The 25459-nt window shown below is 43.7% G+C and carries 19 protein-coding genes, 3 tRNA genes and 2 rRNA genes; 5 read left to right on the forward strand and 19 right to left on the reverse strand.

From position 1 onward, the window contains the following. Positions 1-83: 83 nt before the first annotated feature. Both OP489_RS06590 and OP489_RS06595 read left to right on the forward strand, forming a co-directional pair. Positions 84-1814, forward strand: coding sequence for an ABC transporter ATP-binding protein (locus OP489_RS06590; RefSeq protein WP_323135398.1), 1731 nt, complete (start codon positions 84-86; stop codon positions 1812-1814). Next, positions 1811-3592 carry an ABC transporter ATP-binding protein gene (locus OP489_RS06595; RefSeq protein ID WP_266161121.1) on the forward strand — a complete coding sequence of 594 codons (1782 nt, stop codon included), beginning with the start codon at positions 1811-1813 and terminating at the stop codon, positions 3590-3592. The genes OP489_RS06590 and OP489_RS06595 overlap by 4 nt, the downstream gene beginning before the upstream one ends. A 465-nt stretch (positions 3593-4057) precedes the next feature. On the opposite strand, the gene OP489_RS06600 is transcribed toward OP489_RS06595, so the two are convergent. The 11 genes from OP489_RS06600 to OP489_RS06650 form a co-directional block, all read right to left on the reverse strand. Next, a tRNA-Lys gene (locus tag OP489_RS06600) sits at positions 4058-4133 on the reverse strand. Between the two features lie 80 nt (positions 4134-4213). Continuing rightward, positions 4214-7045: ribosomal RNA gene (locus OP489_RS06605) — 23S ribosomal RNA — on the reverse strand. 163 nt (positions 7046-7208) lie between these two features. Continuing rightward, positions 7209-7285 (reverse strand) — tRNA-Ile (locus tag OP489_RS06610). A 62-nt stretch (positions 7286-7347) separates the two neighbouring features. Next, positions 7348-7423 (reverse strand) — tRNA-Ala (locus OP489_RS06615). 133 nt (positions 7424-7556) lie between these two features. Continuing rightward, positions 7557-9084 (reverse strand): 16S ribosomal RNA (locus tag OP489_RS06620). Together the 16S and 23S rRNA genes with 3 tRNA genes alongside form the textbook arrangement of a ribosomal RNA operon. 279 nt (positions 9085-9363) lie before the next feature. Next, entirely contained in the window at positions 9364-10191 is an 828-nt protein-coding gene (gene nudC / locus OP489_RS06625) for an NAD(+) diphosphatase (RefSeq protein WP_266161122.1), read from the reverse strand. A 76-nt stretch (positions 10192-10267) separates the two neighbouring features. Next, positions 10268-11512 (reverse strand): transglutaminase domain-containing protein, encoded by a 1245-nt coding sequence (locus OP489_RS06630; RefSeq protein WP_266161123.1) that lies wholly within the window; start codon positions 11510-11512, stop codon positions 10268-10270. A 20-nt stretch (positions 11513-11532) separates the two neighbouring features. Further along, the gene (locus OP489_RS06635; RefSeq protein ID WP_266161125.1) at positions 11533-12180 is read right to left on the reverse strand and encodes a hypothetical protein; all 648 of its coding nucleotides are present in this window, start codon (positions 12178-12180) and stop codon (positions 11533-11535) included. 126 nt (positions 12181-12306) lie between these two features. Beyond that, on the reverse strand, positions 12307-12735 hold the full coding sequence (locus OP489_RS06640) for an aspartate carbamoyltransferase regulatory subunit (RefSeq protein WP_266161126.1): 429 nt from the start codon (positions 12733-12735) through the stop codon (positions 12307-12309). After that, a complete protein-coding gene (gene pyrB, locus OP489_RS06645; protein ID WP_180340606.1) occupies positions 12729-13652 on the reverse strand; it encodes an aspartate carbamoyltransferase in 924 nt (307 codons plus the stop codon). Before pyrB ends, OP489_RS06640 begins: the two co-directional genes overlap by 7 nt. Further along, entirely contained in the window at positions 13649-15448 is a 1800-nt protein-coding gene (locus OP489_RS06650) for a M24 family metallopeptidase (protein WP_266161127.1), read from the reverse strand. The genes pyrB and OP489_RS06650 overlap by 4 nt, the downstream gene beginning before the upstream one ends. A 186-nt stretch (positions 15449-15634) precedes the next feature. Between OP489_RS06650 and OP489_RS06655 the strand changes: the two genes are divergently transcribed. Both OP489_RS06655 and OP489_RS06660 read left to right on the forward strand, forming a co-directional pair. Continuing rightward, positions 15635-16081, forward strand: coding sequence for a hypothetical protein (locus tag OP489_RS06655; RefSeq protein WP_266161129.1), 447 nt, complete (start codon positions 15635-15637; stop codon positions 16079-16081). Between the two features lie 12 nt (positions 16082-16093). Then, positions 16094-16687 carry an HD domain-containing protein gene (locus OP489_RS06660; protein ID WP_266161130.1) on the forward strand — a complete coding sequence of 198 codons (594 nt, stop codon included), beginning with the start codon at positions 16094-16096 and terminating at the stop codon, positions 16685-16687. 94 nt (positions 16688-16781) lie between these two features. Here OP489_RS06660 and tsf read toward each other — a convergent pair whose 3' ends face one another. The 6 genes from tsf to OP489_RS06690 form a co-directional block, all read right to left on the reverse strand. After that, positions 16782-17690, reverse strand: a complete 909-nt coding sequence (gene tsf / locus OP489_RS06665; RefSeq protein ID WP_266161131.1) for a translation elongation factor Ts — start codon at positions 17688-17690, stop codon at positions 16782-16784. Between the two features lie 64 nt (positions 17691-17754). Then, positions 17755-18492, reverse strand: a complete 738-nt coding sequence (gene rpsB, locus OP489_RS06670; protein ID WP_180340601.1) for a 30S ribosomal protein S2 — start codon at positions 18490-18492, stop codon at positions 17755-17757. A gap of 144 nt (positions 18493-18636) precedes the next feature. Continuing rightward, complete coding sequence (locus OP489_RS06675; RefSeq protein ID WP_266161132.1) at positions 18637-18945, reverse strand: YlmC/YmxH family sporulation protein; 309 nt, start codon at positions 18943-18945, stop codon at positions 18637-18639. 45 nt (positions 18946-18990) lie between these two features. Next, on the reverse strand, positions 18991-19899 hold the full coding sequence (locus OP489_RS06680; RefSeq protein ID WP_266161133.1) for a C39 family peptidase: 909 nt from the start codon (positions 19897-19899) through the stop codon (positions 18991-18993). A gap of 86 nt (positions 19900-19985) precedes the next feature. Then, positions 19986-20756 (reverse strand): RNA polymerase sporulation sigma factor SigG, encoded by a 771-nt coding sequence (gene sigG, locus OP489_RS06685; RefSeq protein WP_180340598.1) that lies wholly within the window; start codon positions 20754-20756, stop codon positions 19986-19988. Positions 20757-20869: 113 nt separating this feature from the next. Next, entirely contained in the window at positions 20870-22252 is a 1383-nt protein-coding gene (locus tag OP489_RS06690; RefSeq protein ID WP_266161134.1) for an MATE family efflux transporter, read from the reverse strand. Positions 22253-22477: 225 nt separating this feature from the next. Here OP489_RS06690 and OP489_RS06695 point away from each other — a divergent pair, with 225 nt between their 5' ends. Further along, a complete protein-coding gene (locus tag OP489_RS06695; RefSeq protein WP_266161135.1) occupies positions 22478-23821 on the forward strand; it encodes a CCA tRNA nucleotidyltransferase in 1344 nt (447 codons plus the stop codon). A gap of 91 nt (positions 23822-23912) precedes the next feature. Here the strand turns inward: OP489_RS06695 and sigE are convergent, their stop codons facing one another. Continuing rightward, positions 23913-24611: an RNA polymerase sporulation sigma factor SigE gene (sigE, locus tag OP489_RS06700; protein WP_266161136.1), complete on the reverse strand. Its 699-nt coding sequence runs from the start codon at positions 24609-24611 to the stop codon at positions 23913-23915. A gap of 16 nt (positions 24612-24627) precedes the next feature. Then, complete coding sequence (locus OP489_RS06705; RefSeq protein ID WP_266161137.1) at positions 24628-25440, reverse strand: sigma-E processing peptidase SpoIIGA; 813 nt, start codon at positions 25438-25440, stop codon at positions 24628-24630. Between the last annotated feature and the right edge of the window lie 19 nt (positions 25441-25459).

The raw sequence follows: 25459 nt of genomic DNA on the forward strand, positions 1-25459 counted from the left end.
ATAGGAAAAAGTATTGGCCATTTTTGGAATGATTTATCGTATATGAATTTCTCCCATGGACATGCAGAAACGAGATGAGAAGCTTGAGGCAAATGTTAAAATTTTTGGAGCATCATAAGAAAGAAAGCATTTTAGCACCATTATTTAAAATGCTTGAGGCAATGTTTGATTTACTGATTCCTATTATTACAGCAGATATTATCAACAATGGAATCGCAAATCAAGATTCCAAATATGTTTTTACTCACTGTGGTCTGATCATACTTCTTGGTGTTATTGGACTCGTTTGCAGCATTACTGCGCAATATTTTGCGGCAAAAGCGGCCGTAGAGGCTTGTACCGGGGTTAGGCATAAACTATTTGACAAAATTCAGTCACTAGGGTTTTCCGAAGCGGATTCAATGGGAACCGAAACCCTGATTACTCGAATGACAAGCGACGTCAACCAACTTCAAAATGGAATCAATCTGTTCTTGCGGCTGCTCCTACGCGCCCCGTTTATTGTTGTCGGTGCAACAGTGATGGCATTTGCAATTAATGAAAAAATTGCTCTAATCTTTGTCGGAGCTATTCCCATTCTTTTTTTTGTGATTTTCGGAATTATGCTTAAAACAATTCCCCTTTATAAAAATGTTCAAAGCCGCCTTGACAAGATCACTGGTATCACCCGTGAAAATTTAACCGGAGTCCGTGTCGTACGAGCATTTGGGCGCGAAGCAGATGAAACTACACGCTTTGAAAAAGCAGATGCTTCTCTTGCAAATAGTCAACTTCGTGTCGGTAAAATTTCGGCACTGATGAATCCACTTACATACGTGATCATCAACCTAGCAATCATCGCAATTCTGCAAGTTGGTTCCTTCCAGATCAATGCCGGAACTCTTGCGATGGGTGACATTGTTGCTCTTGTGAACTACATGAATCAGATTCTTCTGGAACTTGTAAAATTCGCAAATTTGATTATTCAGATAACGAAAGCGATCGCCTGTTCCGAACGAATTAATGCCGTCCTCGCGATGCAGCCCCAGATGAAATTCGGAAACAAAAAAGTAGACTCTTCTTCGTCTGAAAACGCTGTCGAATTTAGTCATGTCTCTTTGACCTACGCCGGTGCCGGAGAAGAAAGCCTTTTAGATTTCTCCTTTACCGCAAAAAAGGGGCAAACAATTGGCATTATTGGTGGCACTGGCAGCGGAAAAACAAGTCTTGTCAGTCTTCTTCCCCGCTATTATGACTCGACAACGGGATCAGTAAAAATTTTTGGGCATGACATTCGCGAATACGATAAAGACAGCCTTAGAAGCAATGTCAGTACTGTCATGCAGAAAGCGCAGCTGTTTTCTGGCACAATCCGCAGTAATCTTAAATGGGGTAATGAGGATGCCGATGATGCAACACTCTGGAAAGCGCTCGATGCCGCACAGGCATCCGAAATTGTTCGAGGAAAGCCCAAGGGTCTTGATGAACCTGTCGAACAGGGAGGACGAAACTTTTCCGGCGGTCAAAAGCAGCGGCTCTCTATTGCCCGATCATTAGTCGCCGACCCAAAGATTCTGATTTTGGATGATTCTGCGAGTGCTCTGGACTATGCAACAGACGCCGCACTTCGAAAAGCACTGGCTAAGCTCCCCGGGGATATGACAACCTTTATCGTCAGCCAACGTGCAAACAGCATTTGCCATGCTGATCAGATTTTGGTACTCGATGAAGGAAAGCTTGTCGGAATTGGCAAACATGAAGATCTGCTGAAAACTTGTCCGATCTATCTGGACATCTACAACAGCCAATTTCAAAAGAAGGAGGAAATGGCATGAAACAGGTGGTTCAGAAAAAGGATCTAAAACATCAGCATGCCACTTTCTCTCGTGTGCTAAAATTAATTACTCCATACCATCTTTTCGTCGTTCTAAGCATTGTCTCTGCGGCAGTTTCCGTTTTTGGTCAGCTTTATATTCCTATCCTCGCCGGACGTGCGATTGATTTCATGATTAGCGAAGGTAAAGTGGATTTTTTGGGCGTAAAAAATATACTTCTTGAAATTTTGATCGTTGCAGGAGTCGCTGGACTCGGTCAGTGGATTTCCGGTGTCAGCAACAACCACATCACATATTGCATCAGTCGTAATTTACGAGACTCATCCATTCACAAGATCCAGACACTTCCACTTTCCTATCTTGATTCCCATCCAACTGGTGATCTTCTAAGTCGTGTAGTAGCCGATATTGACCTCTTTTCCGATGGCTTACTGATGGGATTTACTCAGTTTTTCTCCGGAGTTTTGACAATTTTGGGGACTCTGATATTTATGCTCACAGTCAACTTGCCAATTGCACTTGTTGTAATTGGTGTCACCCCCCTAAGCCTCGTAGTTGCGGCGTTTATTGCAAAAAAGAGTTACCATTACTTTAGCAAACAAACCGCCGTCCGCGGTGAACAAACAGCTCTTATCAATGAACGAATTGAAGGAGTCAAAGTAGTGCAGGACTTCGGGTACGAACAGGAAAATCTAAAAGATTTCGACGAAGTTAACGATCGGCTAAGTACTGTTAGCCTGAAAGCAATTTTTTACTCTAGCATTACAAATCCATCAACTCGTTTTGTAAATAACCTTGTCTATGCAGGTGTTGCTCTTGTAGGTTCCCTAATAGCGATCAGCGGTGGGATTACAATCGGTGAGCTGAGCTGCTTCTTGACTTACGCAAATCAGTATACAAAACCATTCAATGAAATTTCCGGCGTCATTACCGAAATGCAAAATGCTCTATCTTGCGCCGCACGTGTATTTGAATTTCTGGATGCAAAAGATCAAATTCCAGATGAAGAAGATGCACAGATTCTCTCTCCGGAAAACGTGGATGGTAGCGTCACTATCAAAGATGTCGCTTTCCAATATGTACCGGATCGAGAATTGATCCGTGACTTCAATCTTTCTGTTTATCCTGGCGAACGTGTTGCAATAGTTGGCCCAACTGGCTGTGGAAAAACGACTTTGATTAACCTTTTGATGCGCTTTTATGACGTGAACTCTGGCAGCATATCTGTATCGGGTACCGACATTCGGAGTGTTACAAGAAAAAGTTTACGAAAAAGTTATGGTATGGTACTCCAGGATACCTGGTTAAAAGAAGGAACCATCCTTGAAAACATTGCCTATGGAAAACCAGATGCTACTCGCGAAGAAGTTATCGAAGCTGCAAAAGCCGCACATGCACATGGTTTCATTTCTCGGCTTTCTCATGGATATGATACAGTTATTGAAGAAAACGGCGACAGTATCAGCCAAGGACAAAAGCAGCTTTTGTGCATTGCTCGTGTTATGCTCTGCTTACCTCCCATGTTGATTTTGGATGAAGCAACCTCCAGCATTGATACCCGGACAGAAATTCAGATTCAAAAAGCATTCTCAGAAATGATGAAAGGCAGGACCAGTTTTATTGTTGCCCATCGACTTTCTACCATTCGGGAAGCAGACATCATTCTCGTTATGAAGGATGGACAAATTATCGAAAAAGGTACACACGATTCTCTGCTGGCCGCCAACGGATTTTATGCAAAACTCTATAATAGTCAATTTGAAGGAATGGCAATCTAATGGTTTTTTGTGTTTAGCTGTTCGGAATAGATGGTTGAATTTCAAAAGCATTACCGCTATTTTACGGGGATAAAACGCATTTCTGCTGCATATGCCTGTGCTTCAACGCACAGTGATGAGTGAGTTACTAACCAAAAGATACCAATCAAATTCTTATGCAAAACTTATTCAATTTCAAAAAGCTGAAAACCGGATACCAGAATTGATTTCATTCCCATTCAAAAAAACACCCACAGGAATTTTAAAATTCCTGTGGGTGTTTTTTTGATAAGAAATCGGCCAAAATTTAATCTTTACTGCAGTCATAACATAATTATCAGGTCAAGCACTTCAGAGATAATCAAACGGTCTGCTTTTACAGATAGGCTAAAAAAAGTCCCCGCTGATTTAAAAGTCAGCGGAGAAATAAAATATCAACTTAAAAAAGAAAAACCGGGCAGCCAAGCTGGCAGCCCGGAAGTAGTTTGGTGCACCATCAGGGACTCGAACCCGGGACACCCTGATTAAGAGTCAGGTGCTCTACCAACTGAGCTAATGGTGCATAAAACATGCACATTTTGTACACTGAAAACTGAATAAAGGTAAGTAGAAGAGAGAAAGAGCGCGGACCAAAGAAGGTTAATGGTCAAGCCCTCGACCTATTAGTACTGCCAAGCTACATACGTTACCGTACTTACACACGCAGCCTATCAACCTTGTAGTCTACAAGGGGTCTTACTGACTTACGCCATGGGATATCTAATCTTGGAGTCGGCTTCACGCTTAGATGCTTTCAGCGTTTATCCGATCCGCACATAGTTGCCCAGCTGTGCCATTGGCATGACAACTGGTGCGCCAGCGGTGCGTCCATCCCGGTCCTCTCGTACTAAGGACAGCTCTCCGCAAATATCCTGCGCCCACGACAGATAGGGACCGAACTGTCTCACGACGTTCTGAACCCAGCTCGCGTACCACTTTAATCGGCGAACAGCCGAACCCTTGGGACCGAATACAGCCCCAGGATGTGATGAGCCGACATCGAGGTGCCAAACCTCCCCGTCGATGTGGACTCTTGGGGGAGATCAGCCTGTTATCCCCAGGGTAGCTTTTATCCGTTGAGCGACGGCAATTCCACTCTCATACCGCCGGATCACTAACTCCAACTTTCGTTACTGCTCGGACCGTCATCCTCGCAGTTAGGCTCGCTTTTGCGTTTACACTCGAGAGCACGGTTTCCGTCCGTGCTGAGCGAACCTTTGAGCGCCTCCGTTACTCTTTTGGAGGCGACCGCCCCAGTCAAACTGCCCGTCTAACAATGTCCCCCGGCCGGATTCACGGCCGCAGGTTAGAATTTCAGCAACTTAAGGGTGGTATCCCAAGGGTGACTCCACTCCGGCTAGCGCCGGGGTTTCCAAGTCTCCCACCTATCCTGTACATAAATTACCGAAACCCAATATTAAACTACAGTAAAGCTCCATGGGGTCTTTCCGTCTTGTCGCGGGTAACCGGCATCTTCACCGGTACTACAATTTCGCCGGGCGGGTAATTGAGACAGTGCCCAGATCGTTACACCTTTCGTGCGGGTCGGAACTTACCCGACAAGGAATTTCGCTACCTTAGGACCGTTATAGTTACGGCCGCCGTTTACTGGGGCTTCAATTCAATGCTTGCACATCTCCTCTTAACCTTCCAGCACCGGGCAGGTGTCAGCTCCTATACGTCATCTTACGATTTGGCAGAAACCTGTGTTTTTGCTAAACAGTCGCCTGGGCCTATTCACTGTGGCCACATCTCTGTGGCGTCCCTTATTCCGAAGTTACGGGACCAATTTGCCGAGTTCCTTAACTACCCTTCTCCCGTTGGCCTTAGAATTCTCTTCCTGTCTACCTGTGTCGGTTTGCGGTACGGGCGCCTAAGATATACAATAAGCTTTTCTCGCCCTCGTCTAAGCATGCTTCCCTACTCTAATTTCGGTCCCTTACGCCCGGGTCAACCAACGCCCGGGTCATGCCCTTTCAAGGTGTCACTTATCTTAAATCTTTTGGCGGCTACGGAATATCCACCGTATGTGCATCGGCTACGCCTTTCGGCCTCACCTTAGCTCCCGGCTTACTTGGAGCGGACGAACCTTCCTCCAAAAACCTTAGACTTTCGGCCAATATGATTCTCACACATTTCGCGCTACTCATTCCGGCATTCTCACTTCTATACAGTCCACCATCGCTTCCGCTATGATTTCACCCCGTATAGAACGCTCTCCTACCATGCATTTCTGCATCCCAAGCTTCGGTACACGATTTAGCCCCGTTAAATTTTCGGCGCAGGGTCACTCGACCAGTGAGCTATTACGCACTCTTTTAATGTATGGCTGCTTCTGAGCCAACATCCTGGTTGTCTGTGCAACCCCACATCCTTTTCCACTTAACCGTGTTTTGGGACCTTAGCTGTGGGTCTGGGCTGTTTCCCTTTTGACAATGAAACTTATCTCACACTGTCTGACTCCCGTACATCAATTATCCGGCATTCTGAGTTTGATAGGTTTTGGTAACCTTTCGGTCCCTAGACCATTCAGTGCTTTACCTCCGGTAATCTAATACAAGGCTAGCCCTAAAGCTATTTCGGAGAGAACCAGCTATCTCCGAGTTCGATTGGAATTTCTCCGCTACCCACACCTCATCCGCTACCATTTCAACGGGAGTCGGTTCGGTCCTCCATGGAGTTTTACCTCCACTTCAACCTGGACATGGGTAGGTCACCCGGTTTCGGGTCGAATATAACTGACTTCTTACGCCCTATTCAGACTTGCTCTCGCTGCGGCTCCAGACCTGAAGTCCTTAACCTTGCCAGTCACATTCACTCGCCGGACCATTCTACAAAAGGTACCCGATCACCCTTTGACGGGCTTTCGGTGCTTGTAAGCACAAGGTTTCAGGTTCTTTTTCACTCCCCTTCCGGGGTCCTTTTCACCTTTCCTTCACAGTACTCTTCACTATCGGTCACTGGGTAGTATTTAGGCTTGGAGGGTGGTCCCCCCGTATTCCCACCGGGTTTCTCGTGTCCGGCGGTACTCTGGATACAGCTTGGTGTTTCACCTTTTCACTTACGCGGCTCTCACGCTCTCTGGCCAGCCTTCCCAGGCTGTTCTGTTAAAGTTCCACATCCATTATGCTGTCCGAACCCCAAAGGGATTACTCCCTTCGGTTTGGCCTCTTCCGCGTTCGCTCGCCACTACTTGCGGAATCTCATTTGATGTCTCTTCCTCGCCCTACTTAGATGTTTCAGTTCAGGCGGTTCCCCTCCCGACGCTATGAATTTACGTCGGGATGACTGGACATGTCTCCAGCCGGATTGCTCCATTCGGATATTTCCGGATCAATGCCTACTTACGGCTCCCCGAAACTTTTCGCAGTTTGTTACGTCCTTCATCGGCTCCCAGTGCCAAGGCATTCCCCTTGCGCTCTTTGTAGCTTGACCATGTGTTCTTCTTTGGTTCTCAGCTGACGATGATCTCTCATCGTTGCTTAATGAAATTGTAGATTTGATAATAATTTCTAACAATGATTTCTCATTGTTGCGTTCAATATCTGCTTCTACTTCTTTATTCAGTTTTCAATGTACAACTTGCACCTTTCGGTGCTGGTGGGCTTAAGTGGACTCGAACCACCGACCTCACGCTTATCAGGCGTGCGCTCTAACCGGCTGAGCTATAAGCCCATGTTTCCGGCTTCCGGTTCTCACCGTCTGCCCATCTTTTCTTTTGGCCCCTTTCGGAGCCTTGGTGGAGATAAACGGGATCGAACCGTTGACCTCCTGCTTGCAAAGCAGGCGCTCTCCCAGCTGAGCTATACCCCCATAACTGGTGGCTGTTACCCTTCCACCTTCTGAAGTCCTTTTGCAAGGCCTTCAAAATTAAACAACGATTAGAGACTCAGGAAACCTGACCTTGGAATGTCGTCGAATGCTTCCATCCGACTGTTCTCCATAGAAAGGAGGTGATCCAGCCGCACCTTCCGATACGGCTACCTTGTTACGACTTCACCCCAGTCGCCAATCCTACCTTCGGCAGCGTCCTCATTGCTGTTAGACTACTGACTTCGGGTATTACCGGCTCCCATGGTGTGACGGGCGGTGTGTACAAGGCCCGGGAACGTATTCACCGCGGCATGCTGATCCGCGATTACTAGCAATTCCATCTTCATGTAGGCGAGTTGCAGCCTACAATCCGAACTGAGACCGTTTTTAGAGTTTTGCTCCACCTCGCGGGCTTGCTTCTCTCTGTTAACGACCATTGTAGTACGTGTGTAGCCCAGGTCATAAGGGGCATGATGATTTGACGTCGTCCCCACCTTCCTCCGTTTTGTCAACGGCAGTCCTGCTAGAGTGCTCTTGCGTAGCAACTAACAGTAAGGGTTGCGCTCGTTGCGGGACTTAACCCAACATCTCACGACACGAGCTGACGACAACCATGCACCACCTGTCTTACCGTTCCCCGAAGGGCACGCCCTAATCTCTTAGGGTTTCGATAGATGTCAAGACCTGGTAAGGTTCTTCGCGTTGCTTCGAATTAAACCACATACTCCACTGCTTGTGCGGGCCCCCGTCAATTCCTTTGAGTTTCAACCTTGCGGTCGTACTCCCCAGGTGGATTACTTATTGTGTTAACTCCGGCACGGAAGGGGTCAGACCCCCCACACCTAGTAATCATCGTTTACGGCATGGACTACCAGGGTATCTAATCCTGTTTGCTACCCATGCTTTCGTGCTTCAGCGTCAGTTAAAGCCCAGTAGGCCGCCTTCGCCACTGGTGTTCCTCCCGATCTCTACGCATTTCACCGCTACACCGGGAATTCCACCTACCTCTACTTCACTCAAGTCCCACAGTTTCAATTGCAGGCTATGGGTTAAGCCCATAGTTTTCACAACTGACTTGCAGAACCGCCTACGCACCCTTTACACCCAGTAAATCCGGACAACGCTTGCTCCCTACGTATTACCGCGGCTGCTGGCACGTAGTTAGCCGGAGCTTCCTCTTTAGCTACCGTCATTATCGTCACTAAAGACAGAAGTTTACAATCCGAAGACCTTCTTCCTTCACGCGGCGTTGCTGCATCAGGGTTTCCCCCATTGTGCAATATCCCCCACTGCTGCCTCCCGTAGGAGTCTGGGCCGTGTCTCAGTCCCAATGTGGCCGTTCAACCTCTCAGTCCGGCTACCGATCGTCGCCATGGTGGGCTGTTATCTCACCATCTAGCTAATCGGACGCGAGTCCATCTTTCAGCGGATTGCTCCTTTGATTCCCTCTCCATGCGAAGAGAAAATGTTATGCGGTATTAGCGTCCGTTTCCAGACGTTATCCCCCTCTGAAAGGCAGGTTCCTCACGCGTTACTCACCCGTCCGCCACTAAACTTATCGGATTCCATCCGAAAACTTCATCCTTTAAGTTTCGTTCGACTTGCATGTGTTAGGCACGCCGCCAGCGTTCGTCCTGAGCCAGGATCAAACTCTCTAAAATATTTTATCAAAACGCTTCCGCGCTCTAATCGTATTTCAGAGCTTTCTTATAGCTCATTTCAAAACACTTGCGTGTTTCTTTCTTTGTCCGTTTTTTACGAGTTTTTCTTCTCGTTCCGTTCCAATCCCTCTCGGAATCTTTCCGGGTCCCTTTGTCTCTTTTCGTTGTTTAATTTTCAAGGTCCTGCGCCGCTCGTTCTCGCGAGTCAGCTTTACTATAATACCAAACCTACTTCCTTTTGTCAACCCCTTTTTTCTCCTTTTTTCACGTTTTTTTGATTTATCTAAAATCTTTGCGAAAACGCTCAATCATTTCTCCGGTCAAACTGAGCTTTGCCATGTCTTCCGGCAATTCACTCCGTTTTACCCATGTGCCTACCGACAGCTCACTTTCCTGCAGTGTAATCTGGTCTTTTCCATCAAGGTCGCAAAAAAATCCCATTAATAAAGTATCGGTGAATACCCATGGCTGTGATTTATAAAATCTTAAATTTTTGACTTTTAATCCTACTTCTTCAAAGACCTCTCGATGAACTGTCTCTTCAATGGATTCTCCAATCTCATTAAAACCTGCAATTAGTGCATACCTTTTAAATGACCGCCCTGCATACTTTGTCAGGAGAAGACGATCTCCATCACAAACGGCAACTATAACTGCCGGACAAATCTTTGGGTATAGGATCTTCCCACATGAAGGGCAGACCAAAGCTCTTTCTTCTTCGCTGTCCTGCAGCTTTTCCCCGCAAGCCCCGCAATATTGATTATCTAGATACCATCTATTTAGGCTCCCAGCAACAGCACAGGGGAATAAAGCTTCCATGGGACGAAATTCTCGGTACTGCGCAGTAGAATAATAGTCATACCCCTCGGGTGGAGCAATTTCGCCTTCTTTTAGCATGGAATACCATATATTATCAATCGAAAACAGAGAGCGACAATGCTCCGGAGCAATCTGTGAAAAATCTTTAATATGCGGTAAGATCAGCTGACAATCAGAGACCTTTAAAAGGACTTGATTTCTCCGAAAAATAAAGACAACATCGTCCTCTTCTGCAGAACGCAGCTCAAATGAATTATGATAAATATGTGGTAAAATATCCTGTAACATTAAAAATCCTCCTCATTTTCCCTAATAACCATTTGTATGTCATGCAAATCATTTTTTATAGAAATGATCTGCTTTTTTAAGATTCCTGATAATCAAGCTGCAAGCTGATCCCATGCATTGCCTCAAAAGGAATATAACGAACATTATTATAATGGATCTGTTTTTCCGAAGGCAACAAAAAATTCGCTGCCTCTACCCATTTCTCAAATTGGTAAGGGGGGCCCGAAAAAAGTGCTTTTAATTCTGTTTGAAAATCAATGGAAGGATCGATATAAAAGGCTAAATTTGTATCTCCCGAAAGCATCGCTTCCTTTAAAGCTTTTATAATTCCTTCCGAATCCAAATCGTCATTCCTATTAATATGGATCCCCCTCGCAACAAAATAATTATCTTCTGTTGCCGTGCAGATTGGCATCTCAAAATTCCCGTCTTCTTCTCCATTGATAGGACTGATTGTATGATTCATCTCAATTACTTTGTCTGTTACATTAAAAGCATCATAGACACGAATACTTTTTCCGTCTATCCAAGTAGGATCAAAATGATACCAATTCCCATCAAGTTTAACCAAGTTCCAAGCATGGGAGCTACCCTTAGAGGTACCATAAATAATTCTACAAGGGATTTTTACATAAGCACATAGCAACTCCATGGCCCGCGCATACCCATCGCAGACCGCTTTCCCGTCGAGAAGTGCTCCAACGGCCGTATAAGCCCGCCATTTACTCTCGTCCTTTTCGGCATCAAAATCATATTCGCATCGATTAGAAAGTGCATGAAAGACTGCGATCTCTCGGTCAAGGTCACTACTGTTCTCAGATACATCGGCAAGAACTCCATCAACAACTTGTTTTAACTGCTGTGAATTTTCAGTGCTTTCTTCCGGAGAAAGATATGAAAACAACTGTACAGAAGTATTGCCTCCGAAATACCGATACTGATAAACGGTACTTATCCAAAAGTATTCCGGATGATCGTTCCGTATAGCCCTTACACTTTCCCGAATTTGTGCAGCAGAAAGGGATTGTGAAACAGTAACTTCCTGAATTGGATAGCTTTCGTCAGACTGCTGCTGGGTAGAAATTTGTGACACTGCCGGCAAAAGCTGATCATAAAGGGCTCGGCAGTCATCATCAGGCAAATTTTCATAATCGCTTTTCTGCTCAATTTTTGAATTTTTCTGTGTCTGTGAATCGCTTTCCGATGTCGTCTGGGTCTGCTGATACTGACTCTGAGAATCCCACGGAAAATCATGGAAGCTGCAGCCGGAAAATATCACGCAAAGACAAAGTAATCCCGCTAAGGCTCGAATTCTTTTCATGGATGTTCCCTTTCTATCAGTTATTGTCGATAAAAATTTCTCCAGTTATTGCGTGTCTGCCGATAACCGGATTCCCCTTTTAAATGATGATAAAAATCACTGCCAAAGAAAAGAATTACATTTAAAAGTGCCATCAAAATTGCTATCCGAGTTGAAAAAGTTCCGCTTATAAAAGAAAACGCATAAAAAACGACATCGAGAATGGCAAGATATTTTACTTGAATCGGCAGGACGAAAAAGACAAGAATCTGAAAATCCGGATAGATCGCGGCAAACGCCAAGAACATGGAAAAATTCAGATAATCATTGACTGCATATCCTGTCAAAAATCCAGAAATAATTGCTCCCAAAGCACCAATCAGATAAAACAAATTAAAACGGAAGCTGCCCCATTCCTGTTCCAATCCATTGCCGATCAGACAATAAAAATACAGGCTGAATAAAATCCAGATAGGAGAGTTGTTCGGCGGAAGAATCAGGAAAGTAATTGCCCTCCAGATCTGTCCCGAAAAAATCAAAGAACGGTTAAAAGCAAGCAGATGATAAACTGTCCCTCTCGTCAGCAAATTTGCGAAGTAGACAATCAGCATCACAGCAGAAATCCCGTACATCAAGTGTGAAATCGAATGTCTCCCAAATTTTCGATCCAATTTATCAATCCAGTTCATTTCGTCACGCTCCTAAAAATGAGATCATGTTTTTTATTATAATTGATTTTGGGCTCAAATTTATGGATTTTTCTTTAATTTTAACAATTAAAAAAGCCGACGCCAAAACGTCGGCCTAAAATGATTTTATGATCTCGGAGAATATTCTTGTTCACAATAAATACAGCGATACCGTCTCGTTTTAGGATCACAAAGCTGAAATACCTGATCGATTTCTTCTTCAATCGTTGTAATACAGCGAGGATTTTTGCACTTAATTACATTTTTCAGATACTGAGGAAGTTTCATCGTCTTTTTCTCAATGATTTTTCCATTCTCAATAAAATCGACTGTGATATTCGGATCAACAAACCCCAAAACATCAAGATTAATCTTAACGTTGCCCTCAATTTTAATGATATCTTTCCGCCCATATTTCGTACTGCGTGCATTTTTAATCACCGCAACACAGCAATCCATTTGTTCCAGATGAAGAAGCTCATAAATACGCATACTTTCTCCGGCAGGAATATGATCAATGACAATTCCAGTCTGCAAAGAATCAATATTCAACATGGCTTTTCCACCCCCAAAAGTTTCATCATCAGAGCCATTCGTACATAAACACCGTTTTGTACCTGATCAAAATAAGCGGCACGCGGATCATCGTCTACTTCCAAAGAAATCTCATTCACACGCGGCAATGGATGTAGGATATACATATCCGGCTTTGCATTGCGAAGCTTGTCCTCAGTCAGGATATAAGTATCTTTCAAACGAACATAATCCGCTTCATTGAAAAAGCGTTCCTTCTGTACACGGGTCATATAAAGTAAATCAAGTTCCCCCATGGCAAGCTCCAAATTGCTGACTTCTTTATAGGAAATTCTTTTTGGCTTTAAAACTTCCTCGAGAATGTAACTTGGTACTCGCAGCTCCTCCGGCGAAATCAGCACGAAACTGATTCCTTCATATCGGGAAAGCGATTTAATCAAGGAGTGAACCGTTCTGCCAAACTTTAGGTCCCCGCAAAGTCCAATTGTCAAATGAGAAAGACGCCCTTTTTTCTGCCGAATGGTCATCAGATCCGCCAAAGTCTGAGTCGGATGCTGGTGTCCTCCGTCTCCGGCATTGATCACCGGTATTTTGGAATAGAGCGACGCCCTTAACGGGGCACCCTCTTTTGGGTGCCTCATTGCACAGATATCCGCATAACAGGAAACGACACGAATGGTATCTGCCACACTTTCTCCCTTTGTAGCAGAGGAAGAATCAGCGGTAGCAAATCCCATCACGCTGCCGCCCATATTGAGCATAGCGGCTTCAAAGCTCAGGCGTGTGCGTGTGCTTGGTTCATAAAAAAGCGTCGCAAGTTTTTTACCGTCACAGACATGGCGATAGCGTTTCGGGTCCTTTGCAATATCATCTGCCAAATCCAAAATAGAATCGATTTCTTTGATAGACAAATCGAGCGGATCAATTAGGCTTCTCATAAATTTCCTCCTTCAGAAACTGGGCGACATGCCCTTTGCAGCCATTCACGTTCTTCTTTTTCAAGAAGGGGAGACAACTTTTCATAGACTGTTTTATGATATTGATTCAAATATTCCTTTTCTTCCCGCGTCATCACCTCCAAACAGAGCGGAGTTGTATCAATTGGAAACAATGTAAGCGGACGGAACCCATAAAAGTCACCATACTCTGTATTTTTCCAAAAAACGACTTCCAACATATTCTCAATCCGAATTCCAAATTTTTCATCCTTATAAATACCGGGTTCATCTGTAATTGTCATTCCAACTTTAAGCGGGATCGGGCTGCCCGGACAAAAATTCTGCGGTCCCTCATGAACTCCGCCATAATATCCAACTCCATGTCCTGTTCCGCAGCGATAATCCTGCCCGACTTTCCAGACTTGTTCTCTCGAAAGCGCATCCAATGCTCCTCCGGTCGTTCCTTCCGGAAAATGCGCCATAGCAAGACTAATATGGGCTTTCAATACAAATGTATAGCTCTCGCGTTCCTCTTCAGTAAGCGGCCCCATTGAAAATGTTCTGGTCACATCGGTCGTGCCGGTCAGAAACTGCCCGCCGGAATCAATTAGCAAAAATCCATGCGGCTCTATCATAGAATATTTTTCTTTTGTAGGCTCATAATGCATCATTGCCGCATTTTTCCCGAAAGCTGCAATCGTTGCAAAGCTCTCTCCGCGATTTTCCGGCAATGCAGCACGAAGTGCTTTCAATTTTTCGCAGACATCGTATTCCCCCGTAGGAATTCCGCTTTTCATTCGATTGGATAACCACACCGCAAATTTGGTTAGAGCAACGCCGTCCCATAAATGCGCAGTTCGTAAATTAGAAAGCTCCGTTTCATTCTTAACGCCTTTTAGATTCATAATCACATCAGACCCATAAACAACAGTGACCGTTGGATTTTGAATCAACAGGCGCACACAAGTCCAACAGATATTCGGAAGACTCACAAGAAACTTGCAGCCGCCAAAATCCTGCTGCAAGTTTTTCTGCAAAGCGCCATACGGGCGAACTTCGATGTTATTCTCCTCAAGGGAATCCCGCGCTTCTTTAGACAGCCTGTCCTTTTCTACGTAAAGGATCACATCCTCTTCCGTAACCAAAAAGTAAGATAGGAAGAAGGGATTGTAGTCAATATCGCTGCCGCGCAAATTTGTTCCCCATGCGGTATCCTCCAACAAACTATAAAGCTGTGCCTGCGTTCCCAATTCTTTGAGATGTTTCCGAATTAATTTTATTTTATCTTTCGCAGACTGTCCTGAAAAGGAATCCGCCAAAGTCACAATCGTCGAATTGGGCAGAGCTGGGCGTCCTTCTTTCCAGATCCGTAATATCAAATCAAGATCGACCAGTTCCGCATCCACTTTTTTCAGCGCATTTTCAATCACAAATGCTGTTCTGGCCGGACAAACCATTCCATCTACAGCTGCTCTGCCTGCCGGAATTTTAGCGGCGAGAAAAACCGAAATCGTAGGAACTCCTTTGACACCCATTCGATAAAGTTTAATATGGCTGCCGGAAAGTTCGGACTCGGCCTGCAGGAAGTACCGCCCATCCGTCCATAATCCGGCCTCTTCTTTCGTTACAACTAAAGTTCCCGCGCTCCCAGTAAAACCGGTAAGCCAGTTTCTCGCTTGCCAGCACATTGGTGGATACTCACTCAAATGAGGATCACTGGTGGGAACGATCACCGCATCCACTTTGTACCGGTCCATCTCCCGACGCAAAGCCTGAATTTTTTCCCGAACTGTCAATCTAACGCGCCGCCTTTCTGCTGTAGGCCCATTTTTTAGTAGAGATCTACAGCTATTTCTAATTATTTTATCGAATCCATATGGGAAAGTCAATCAAACAAAGTCATATTTGACAATGCAATCTTGTCGAAATCCCAAAATCATGATACAATTTTCTTTATAAAAACAAGGAGAGGTGATTCTCTTTTGGAAAAATCCATTCTTTCTAAAATTGATGAAAATATTTTTTCTTTTCTTCCGCAGCAAAAGCGCTACAATTCCAGAGACTATCCTGAAGACTTTGAGCAATGCAAAGGATGGCTTACGCCAGCTGCACAGCAACTTTCCGGCAGTGACAATGCTTTTCAGGAGGCTTTTGCCAAAGAACTGCTTAACTGCTATTTTTCCTATTTTCAGGGAATCGGTCTCAAGCTGAAGGGGATTTCGTTCTATGACCGCCGCTTTTGGATTGGGATGTATGTTCTGCCCGCTTTGCAAAGCTTTGGGCTGGAAGGCACCTCTGCCGCCAATCATTTTATCCGGCTTTGGAATGAGGCTCAGCCCAAAAACAAAATGGGACTAGTCACTTATGAAGCCATCATAGGCGGATTTGATCGCGGCTTATACTCTATTTTCTTCCGCAAGAAAAAATAAGGAGGCATCTTTTTGGAACAGGAACGAATCAAACAGCAGCTCTATTTTCTGCTGGAAACCGACAAGATGAAAAACATTCTTCGTAGAACTGTTTTAACAGATCAAAGCCGCCGTGAGACGGATGCAGAACACAGTTGGCACCTTGCACTGATGGCTATGGTTCTTTATGAATACGCATGTCCACACGTTGATCTTGACCGTGCAATCAAAATGTGCCTCATCCACGATTTAATCGAAATCTACGCTGGCGATACTTTTGCTTATGATGTTGCCGGAAACCAAACAAAAGCAGTACGAGAATCCGAAGCCGCAGACAAATTATACATTCAGCTTCCATCCGATCAGGGTCCTCAGATGCGGGCTCTTTGGGAAGAATTTGATGCAATGGAAACGCCGGATGCACAATACGCCGCTGCCTGTGACCGTCTGCAGCCATTTTTGAACAACGTCGCTACTGACGGATACACTTGGAAGCTCGGGCGTGTTACACGTTCTCAGGTGTATCAGCGAATGGATATGGTACGCATTGGTATGCCTCCCTTATGGCCATTTGTTGTTGAAAAAATAGAAAATGCCGTTAAAAATCATGAACTGCTCCCGGAATAAAAATATTCTCTATGAAACACGGATTCCCACGATCAAAAATTTCTCAAAAAAGCACCGAAGCTTTTAAAACGCTTCGGTGCTTTTTGATGATCCTTTATTTAACGAGGTTCTTGATCTCTTCTGCAAAATTCTCATTGCGCTTCTCGAGGCCCTCGCCTTTTTCATAACGGACAAATTCTTTAATTGTAATCTTTCCGCCAAGCTCTTTTGCTACCTGCTCAGTGTATTTCTGAACAGAAAGGCTGCTGTCTTTGACATAAGCCTGATCTACAAGGCAAATTTCCTTGAGAGTCTTGTTGACCTTACCGACCACCATTTTCTCAATGACATTTGCGGGCTTTCCAGAAGCTGCTGCCTGCTCACTTGCAATTTTCTTTTCGTGCTCAACAACATCTTCAGGAACAGAATTACGATCTAAGAACTGCGGATTCATTGCCGCAATCTGCATGCCCACATTATGTGCATACTCCTTAAATTCATCCTTTGCTGCAATCGCCGGATCGACATCGAAGCCAACCAGAACTGCAATCTTTCCACCTGCATGAATATAATCAGCCGTTACGCCTTCCATGCGCTGAAAACGGCGAATCTTAATATTCTCACCGATCTTGTAAATCTTTTCTTTGAGCTCTTCATCCACTGTGATCTCTTTGCCAAAAGCCTTACATTTAAGCAAAGCATCCAAATCCGCCGGATTCTCTTTGAGGATTGTCTTAGCACAGATCTCAACGAACTCTTGGAAAGAAGCATTCTTTGCAACAAAATCCGTCTCTGCATTTACTTCGAGAATCACGCCGGCCTTGTCATCAGAAACAGCGTATGCAACACCTTCTGCGGCAATTCTTCCAGCCTTTTTTGTAGCGGCAGCCAGTCCCTTTTCACGCAGAAAATCCAGCGCCTTGTCCATATCTCCATCGGATGCGGTAAGTGCTTTTTTACAATCCATCATTCCGCAGCCGGTCTTCTCACGGAGCTCTTTTACGTCCTTTGCGGTAAAAGCCATTGATGATACCTCCGAATCTTTATTATATTTGTTTATATTATAGTAATTAGCAGTTAATCTTCAATTACTCTGCGTCTTTGCCTTCTTCAACTTTTTCCTGCTCTTCTGCAGCGCCCTGCTGGCCTTCATGGCCTTCAATTACAGCGTTTGCCATTGTTGCAGAAATCAACTTAACAGCACGAATTGCATCATCGTTGCCCGGAATCACATAGTCGATTTCATCAGGGTCGCAGTTGGTATCAACGATTGCAACGATCGGAATATGGAGCTTGCGTGCTTCAGAAACAGCAATGCGCTCCTTGCGGGGATCGACAATAAAGAGTGCACCCGGCAGAGCTTTCATGTCTTTAATGCCGCCAAGGAATTTCTCCAATTTTTCGATTTCGAGCTTCAGTTTAACAACTTCCTTCTTGGGAAGCAGATCGAAAGTACCGTCCTCTTCCATTGCTTGGAGCTGACGGAGACGATCGATACGACGACGAATGGTACGGAAGTTTGTGAGCATACCGCCAAGCCACCGAGCATTTACATAGTAAGCACCAGCGCGTTCAGCTTCTTCTTTTACAGACTCCTGAGCCTGTTTCTTTGTGCCGACAAACAGAACGCTCTTTCCATCCGCAGAAATATCACGAATAAAGTTATAGGCCTCTTCCAACTTTTTAACGGTCTTCTGGAGATCAATAATGTAGATTCCATTACGCTCCGTAAAAATATAAGGAGCCATCTTCGGGTTCCAGCGACGGGTCTGATGTCCAAAATGGACGCCTGCTTCAAGCAGTTGTTTCATAGATACGACTGACATTCTTTTTTCCTCCTTGGTTTTTCCACCGCCGGCCCTTTTGCGTGACGCAGAACCCAAAATTGGGCACCAGTTCGTCACAGGCACGGCGTGCGTTTTTTATAACTGCGCAGATTCGCGCTAAAGTATTATAGCACAGCAAAGTCTTTAGTACAAGCTTTTTTTCCCTGTTTCTTTTCTTTTATGTGAAAACAAAGACCGATGTTCCGGCAGAACCGGCAAATCACAATCCACTAAAATAGTATCGCTGCCGATCACTGTGATTCTATTCCATGGAATGATCTGATCTTCTTCTCTTCCGAAAAGGCCGAAAAAGCGCAAACGCCCATATACCACCAATGAAAGGATATTTGCTGTCTCTGTATCAATTTCCACATCATTCACACATCCAAGTCTCATCCCATTGCGAATATTAATTACTTCTTTTCTCCGCATATCGAAAACACGGCAGGTCATAAAAACACCCCCTGTACACCAAATCTATGTTCAGAGGGTATGTCTTTATTCCACAGCAAGACTACGATGTCCCATTGTTTCGTAGCACTGATTCGCCTGTTCTTTAGAGTAGGAAACCATTCCACTGTCTGCATATGGATCATTAAAATAAAAATTGTCTTCATCATAGCCAACAAAGACTACGCAGTGCTCATTGGCCGGCCATGTATAAGTCTGATCCGTGATCAAACTGGAAGAAACATCTTCTTCCGGAATCGAATAGACACCGGGCTTCGTCAAAAGCCAAGTATCAGATGGATATGCAGCGCCCCATGATATAGTTGTCCAAATCAGAACCGGTTTTCCTTGATCAAGATATTGTTTTGCGAGGTCATCAAGGCTCTCTCCGCTGGTATCAACCGCTTGCTGCCCACCCTTTAAAAGCCGATTCATCATTTTTTGGATCACCGGTGGAAAGCACCCAAATCCATCTCCATTTAAAGGATTTCCCACAAAACATTCTTCTGGGCTGGGTCCGGCATAATCATAATTAGGATCATCAATTTCCGAGAGATTTCCCATATCAAGATTATCAATAATATCATCTACTGTATAAGTATAATGATAATACTCCAACAGCATCAAAGAGCTAACTAATTCACAACCGGAAGGCAGCAAATCGTCTTGATTCAAATACGGAACATCCAGATGCACTCCATTTTCATCTTTTTCCCAGGAAATATTTCCCGGGGAAAAGTCGTCTGTTTCTGCTTCTTCCGAAGATTTCTGTGAGGATTCTTCTGAAAGGGTGTCCCCTTTCGATGCTGAATCTTCTACTGATTTTTCCAGATTAAAAACTCCAAATTTCAAGCATGCAACAAGAATTCCAACGCAACAGCAAATAACAACAAGAAGCCCCGAAATTTGCTTTCGGTGCTTCTTGCGATCGTGTCTGCTGTGGTAATTATTTTCCATAAATGGGATTCATCCCTTTTCCTGTTAAAGTAATATGGAAAGATCATACCAGTAAAATGTGAGCATTTTTTGAAGTTTTCTAAATTTCATAAATTCCTTTTGATTTTTCCAAGAGCCGCTTTTTCCAAACGTGATACTTGTGCCTGAGAAATTCCAATTTCCTGTGCGACCTCCATCTGCGTCTTTCCTTTAAAGAAGCGCAAAGCAAGAATTTTCTTTTCCCGATTATTTAAATCGAGAAGAGCCTGTTTTAGCGCAATTTCGTCCAACCAATTGTTATCATCATTATGATCTCCCACCTGATCCATCACATAAATGGTATCGCCGCCGTCAGAAAATACCGGCTCATAAAGAGAAACCGGCTCCACAACAGAACCAAGTGCCAAAACGACTTCTTCCCGAGGGCGGCCCAGTTCTTTGCTCAATTCGTCTATTGTTGGTTCTCTAGAAAGAGAAGCGGTCATGCGTTCTTTTGCCTGCATTGCTTTATAGGCGGTATCACGCAGAGAGCGGGATACCCGAATCGCATTATTATCCCGCAGATAACGGCGAATCTCTCCCACGATCATTGGTACTCCATAAGTGGAAAAACGAACCCCTTGGTTAATATCAAAATGGTCGATTGCCTTCATTAGTCCAATACATCCAACCTGAAACAAATCATCCGGATTTTCTCCACGGTTCGTAAATCTCTGAATCACACTGAGAACAAGCCGCAGATTTCCCTTGATCAATTCTTCACGGGCATTCGGGTCGCCCGCTTTCATCTTTTTTAAAAGCTCTATCTTTTGCTTTTCGGTAAGGACCTGTAATTTTGCTGTATTGACCCCACAGATTTCAACTTTTGCTGAAGCCATGATGGGCATCCTCCTAAACATTTGTTTAAAAAAAGGATGCTCATTTCTGATCCCGAATATTCAGTTAAGCGGTTAATCTCAATTTTTCATAACTAATGAAAGAACAGAAATACTTAAACTGCTTTATAAGAAGTCCATTTCCCACGAAAATAGTGAGGAACAAAAAAGCTAATGCGGCAGATCCAGTCCACAATCATCGCTGCCCACACACCGACTACGCCAAATCCAAGATACTGCCCAAATACATAACTGAAAATGATTCGAAAGATCCACATAGAAGCTGTGGAAACGATCATACTGAATTTTACATCTCCCGCAGCACGAAAAACATTGGGAAGTGTAAATGACAAAGGCCAGATCAACATTGCAGAAACGCCGTGAATCGTTAAAAGAAGCGTTGCTGCATTTGTAGCTTCTTGAGAAAGTCCATAAACTTTCATAACAAAAGGCAGCCCCAATAAGATCAAGATTCCAAAAACGTCCATGAAAAGGTAGGTGATTTTCATTAATTTTTTCACATAATAACGCGCTTGTTTTACGTCGCCTGCTCCCATACACTGTGAAATCACGGTAACAACTGCAAGAGACATGGCCATCCCGGACATTGTCTGAAAGTTTCCAATGGTATTGCCCACTGCATTCGCTGCGATAGAATAAGTTCCAAAAGTGGAAACCAAACTTAAAATAATGATTTTTCCAAGCTGAAACATTCCGTTTTCAAGTCCATTCGGAATCCCAATCCGAAGAATATTTTTAATAATTTTCCAATCCGGACGATAAGGAGTATCAGTAGGGATTGAAATGGTTCTACCGGATTTTTTCAGTAAAAACAGCATTAAAAATGCCGCAACCATACGTGAAACCAAAGTCGGAATTGCAACACCCTCAGTTCCGCGATGAAATTCAAAAATCAAAAGCCCATTTCCAATCACGTTGATGATATTCATGAGAAGTGAAACACGCATAGAAGTTTTTGAATCGCCCATCGCGCGAAAAATTGCCGCACCACCGTTATAAAGAGCAATAAATGGCACAGAAGCTGCTACAATTAATAAATAGACATCCGCATTATACATGACATTCTCATCAATTTGACCAAACACCACATGAAGAATAAACCACCTGCACAAATACAGAAGTGCTGTTACGATGATCGATAAGGCCAGCATAACCCACATCAGCTGCCGAGCGGATTCATCTGCTCTTTCTGCGTTTTTCTGACCGAGATATTGTCCCGCAACAACGGCACCTCCGGCCGCCATCGCAGAAAAGATCAAGTTTACAAGGACCATAATACTATCTACCAGCGAGACCCCTGAAACAGCTGCCTCCCCTACACTTGCAATCATAATTGAATCTGCAAGTCCTTCCAAAATTGACAGGAGTTGTTCCGCCACTAAAGGCAAAATCAATGCAATCAGAGTACGACGATTAAATAAATATTGATTAAAATCAGCCGCCGAAGAATTTTTTTCTATAGATTTATCTTTTCCCAAAATTTCCCTACTCACTTTTTATATACTTTTTATCTTTTTATATTTATTATACCATGTATCTTCAAAAATCCCAGACCGATTTATAATAAATCTAAAAAGCGGATTTCCCCTTATTTTATGGAAAAAGTCAAATTCATCATAAAAACTAACGGAGGCCAAGAATTCTTGCTTCCCTAAAATGAACCTGCTATACTGAATTTATTCCTTTAAAAGGAGTGAACATCAATGGATTTTTTGATTCCGGAAGAAATCAAAAAGATTTGTACTTCTTTACAAAGCGCTGGCTTTGAAGCTTGTTTGGTCGGAGGCTGTCTGAGGGATCTTTTACTCCAAAAAGAACCCCACGACTGGGATATCACCACCTCTGCTCTTCCAAAGCAAACGGAAGAGGTCCTTTCAAAAGAGTTTTATTGCCGGGAAACCGGAATTCAGCACGGAACCATTACCGTATTTGCAGATAACATCTCTGCAGAAGTTACCACCTATCGTATTGATGGAAATTATTCCGATCATCGAAGGCCTGATACTGTCCTTTTTACCAGAAACCTAACTGAAGATTTAAAGCGGCGGGATTTCACCATTAATGCGATGGCATGGGATGGAACTCTCACAGATCCTTTTGGTGGGCAAAAAGATTTATCTTCTAAAATCATTCGCTGTGTCGGAAATCCTAATGACCGATTTCAAGAAGATGGTCTTCGAATTTTAAGAGCACTGCGCTTTGCTTCAACTCTTGACTTTTTTATTGAGCCGAAAACTGCACAAAGTATTCATCAAAACCGGTGGCTTTTAAAATCAATCGCAATGGAACGAATTTGCTCTGAACTTCTTCGCCTTATTTGCGGAGAGGGCGCCGCACGAATTTTGGATGAATACCAAGATGTATTTTTTGTCTTCCTTCCGGAGCTTTTGCCGGAAACGAAATGCCCGCAAAATAATCCTTATCATATTTATGATGTTTGGCATCATACCCTTAAAGCTCTTGAAAACGTTCCCCCTACCCCAGATCGACGTTTAGCCACCTTACTCCACGATATTGGAAAGCCTTCCTGTCATACAACTGATAAAAATGGAATTGATCACTTTCATGGTCACGGAAAAGCCGGCGTCAGTTTATCCCAAGCGATTCTACATCGGTTGCGCTGCCCGAAAAAATTTTCCGATCTGATCGTTTCCGCCGTACATTACCATGACATTCTTTATACCGATGACGAACACCTGATTCGTCGCCGTCTGCAAAAGCTGGGGGAACCACTTTTCTTTTTGATCCTAGATTTAAAGCGTGGGGATACTGCTGGGCAAAATCCTCTTTATTTTAGCCGCTTGGAAGAATTAAATCGCATTGAAACACACGCTCAAAAAATCATTGCGGAAGGAAATTGTTTTTCTTTAAAACAATTAGCAGTAAATGGGAATGATCTTTTAAACGCTGGAGTTTCTCCTGGTCCGCAGATGGGAAAGATTCTTCGTTTTTTATTGGAAGCCGTCATTAGCGGCCAATGTGCCAATACAAAATCCGAATTGATTCAGTATTATCAAACCAATTTTTCTGAAGATGACCTTCTCTAAAGCTTTTCTGCAATTAAAAAGTAACGCTCTTTTCTGTAAAAACCACAAGCGGCTGTTTTCGATGTACTTTTCGAAAACAGCCGCTTCTATTTTATCCAACTTTTTCTAAATTTTTTCTCAGCCGTTGAATGATCTTTTTTTCTAATCTAGAAATATACGACTGTGAAATTCCCAGTGCATCGGCCACTTGTTTTTGCGTATGTTCTTTATGATGATTGAGCCCAAAACGCAGTTCCATAATTTCGCGCTCTCGCGGAACCAACCCCTGTACCGCCGAAAGAAGCATCCTTTTTTCCGCCTCTTGCTCCACTCCACCGGAAACCAAATCACTTTCGCTTCCCAAAATATCAGAAAGCAAAAGTTCATTGCCATCCCAATCAACATTGAGCGGATCATCAATAGAGACTTCACATCTTAACTGACTGGATTTTCGCAGATACATTAAAATTTCGTTTTCGATACATCGAGATGCATAAGTGGCAAGTTTAATTTTTCTCTCTGGACAAAATGTATTAACTGCTTTGATCAATCCGATTGTCCCAATTGAGATCAAGTCCTCTACATTCGCGTTGGGCGATTCAAACTTTTTTGCAATATAAACAACAAGCCGAAGATTATGCGTAATAAGCGGTTCCCTCGCATTTGGTTTTTCATCCATAATGTCCTGCATTACTTTTGCTTCTTCCGTTTTTGAAAGCGGCGGAGGCAGTGTTTCTGGTCCATTGATATAATGTACATGCCCTTTTAATAAACTAAAAATGATTTTTCGGATTTCTGCCAAAATTTCCATCTTGTTCTCCTCTTTCTTACATAAAATCATCTAATAATTCCGGCGGTATCAACGCTTCGTAATCTCCACCGGAAAGTTTGCTGTCTGATACGGCCACATAGCAGGGACCTAATTTTTTTTCTTTTTCTCCAATTAGGACCTGCGCATTGCTGGGTTTCCACGCCCGCATAAGACCATCTCCTCCAACGCTGGAAAAAGGGATCGGACGCGGCGGCGTTTTCGGAAGCTGTGGCAAAGCTTTTCGTTCGGCAACAATTACCGGCAATCCTGAAAATGGTTCTTTTAAGGCGCATCCAGTATCCACTTTGCACCGCAGTTTCCTTTTTTCTCCGTCAAAGGAAAGCTCTAAAGTCCCATCTATATTGGCTACAGCTCCTCTGCCGGTAATTCTGTGAAAAATCCGCATGATAAAATAACAAACACCGACTAATACAATAAACAAAACCGGAGGCACATCAAAATACACAACATTGTTTTTAATAAAAAGACCTTTTGGCGCCAAAAAATACCAAAGGACTAGCATAATCCCTGCAAAAGCAAAACTCATTACATAAAAAGAAAGCAGCTGCCTTAAAAATAAAGCTCTCCCACAAAATCCAAACGCACAATATGTAATGATTGCCGCCAAAAGCAGCTGATAAATAAAACTAACCCACGTCTCCATCGTGGGAACAAGTACAATCAAAGATCCTATCGCTCCCACCGATGCTCCCAAAATCAGTCTCCCTTTTTTCGGCTCCAAATGCAGAAATTTTGCATTTAAAAGCAGGAGGCAAAAATCCACAAAGAGATTTGTTCCCAGAAGGACATCCACATAGATTACCTGCACGAAGTTCTCACCTCTTATT

It is taken from the genome of Caproicibacterium sp. BJN0003 (assembly GCF_026314295.1).
In the GTDB taxonomy this organism is placed as follows: Bacteria; Bacillota; Clostridia; order Oscillospirales; family Acutalibacteraceae; genus Caproicibacterium.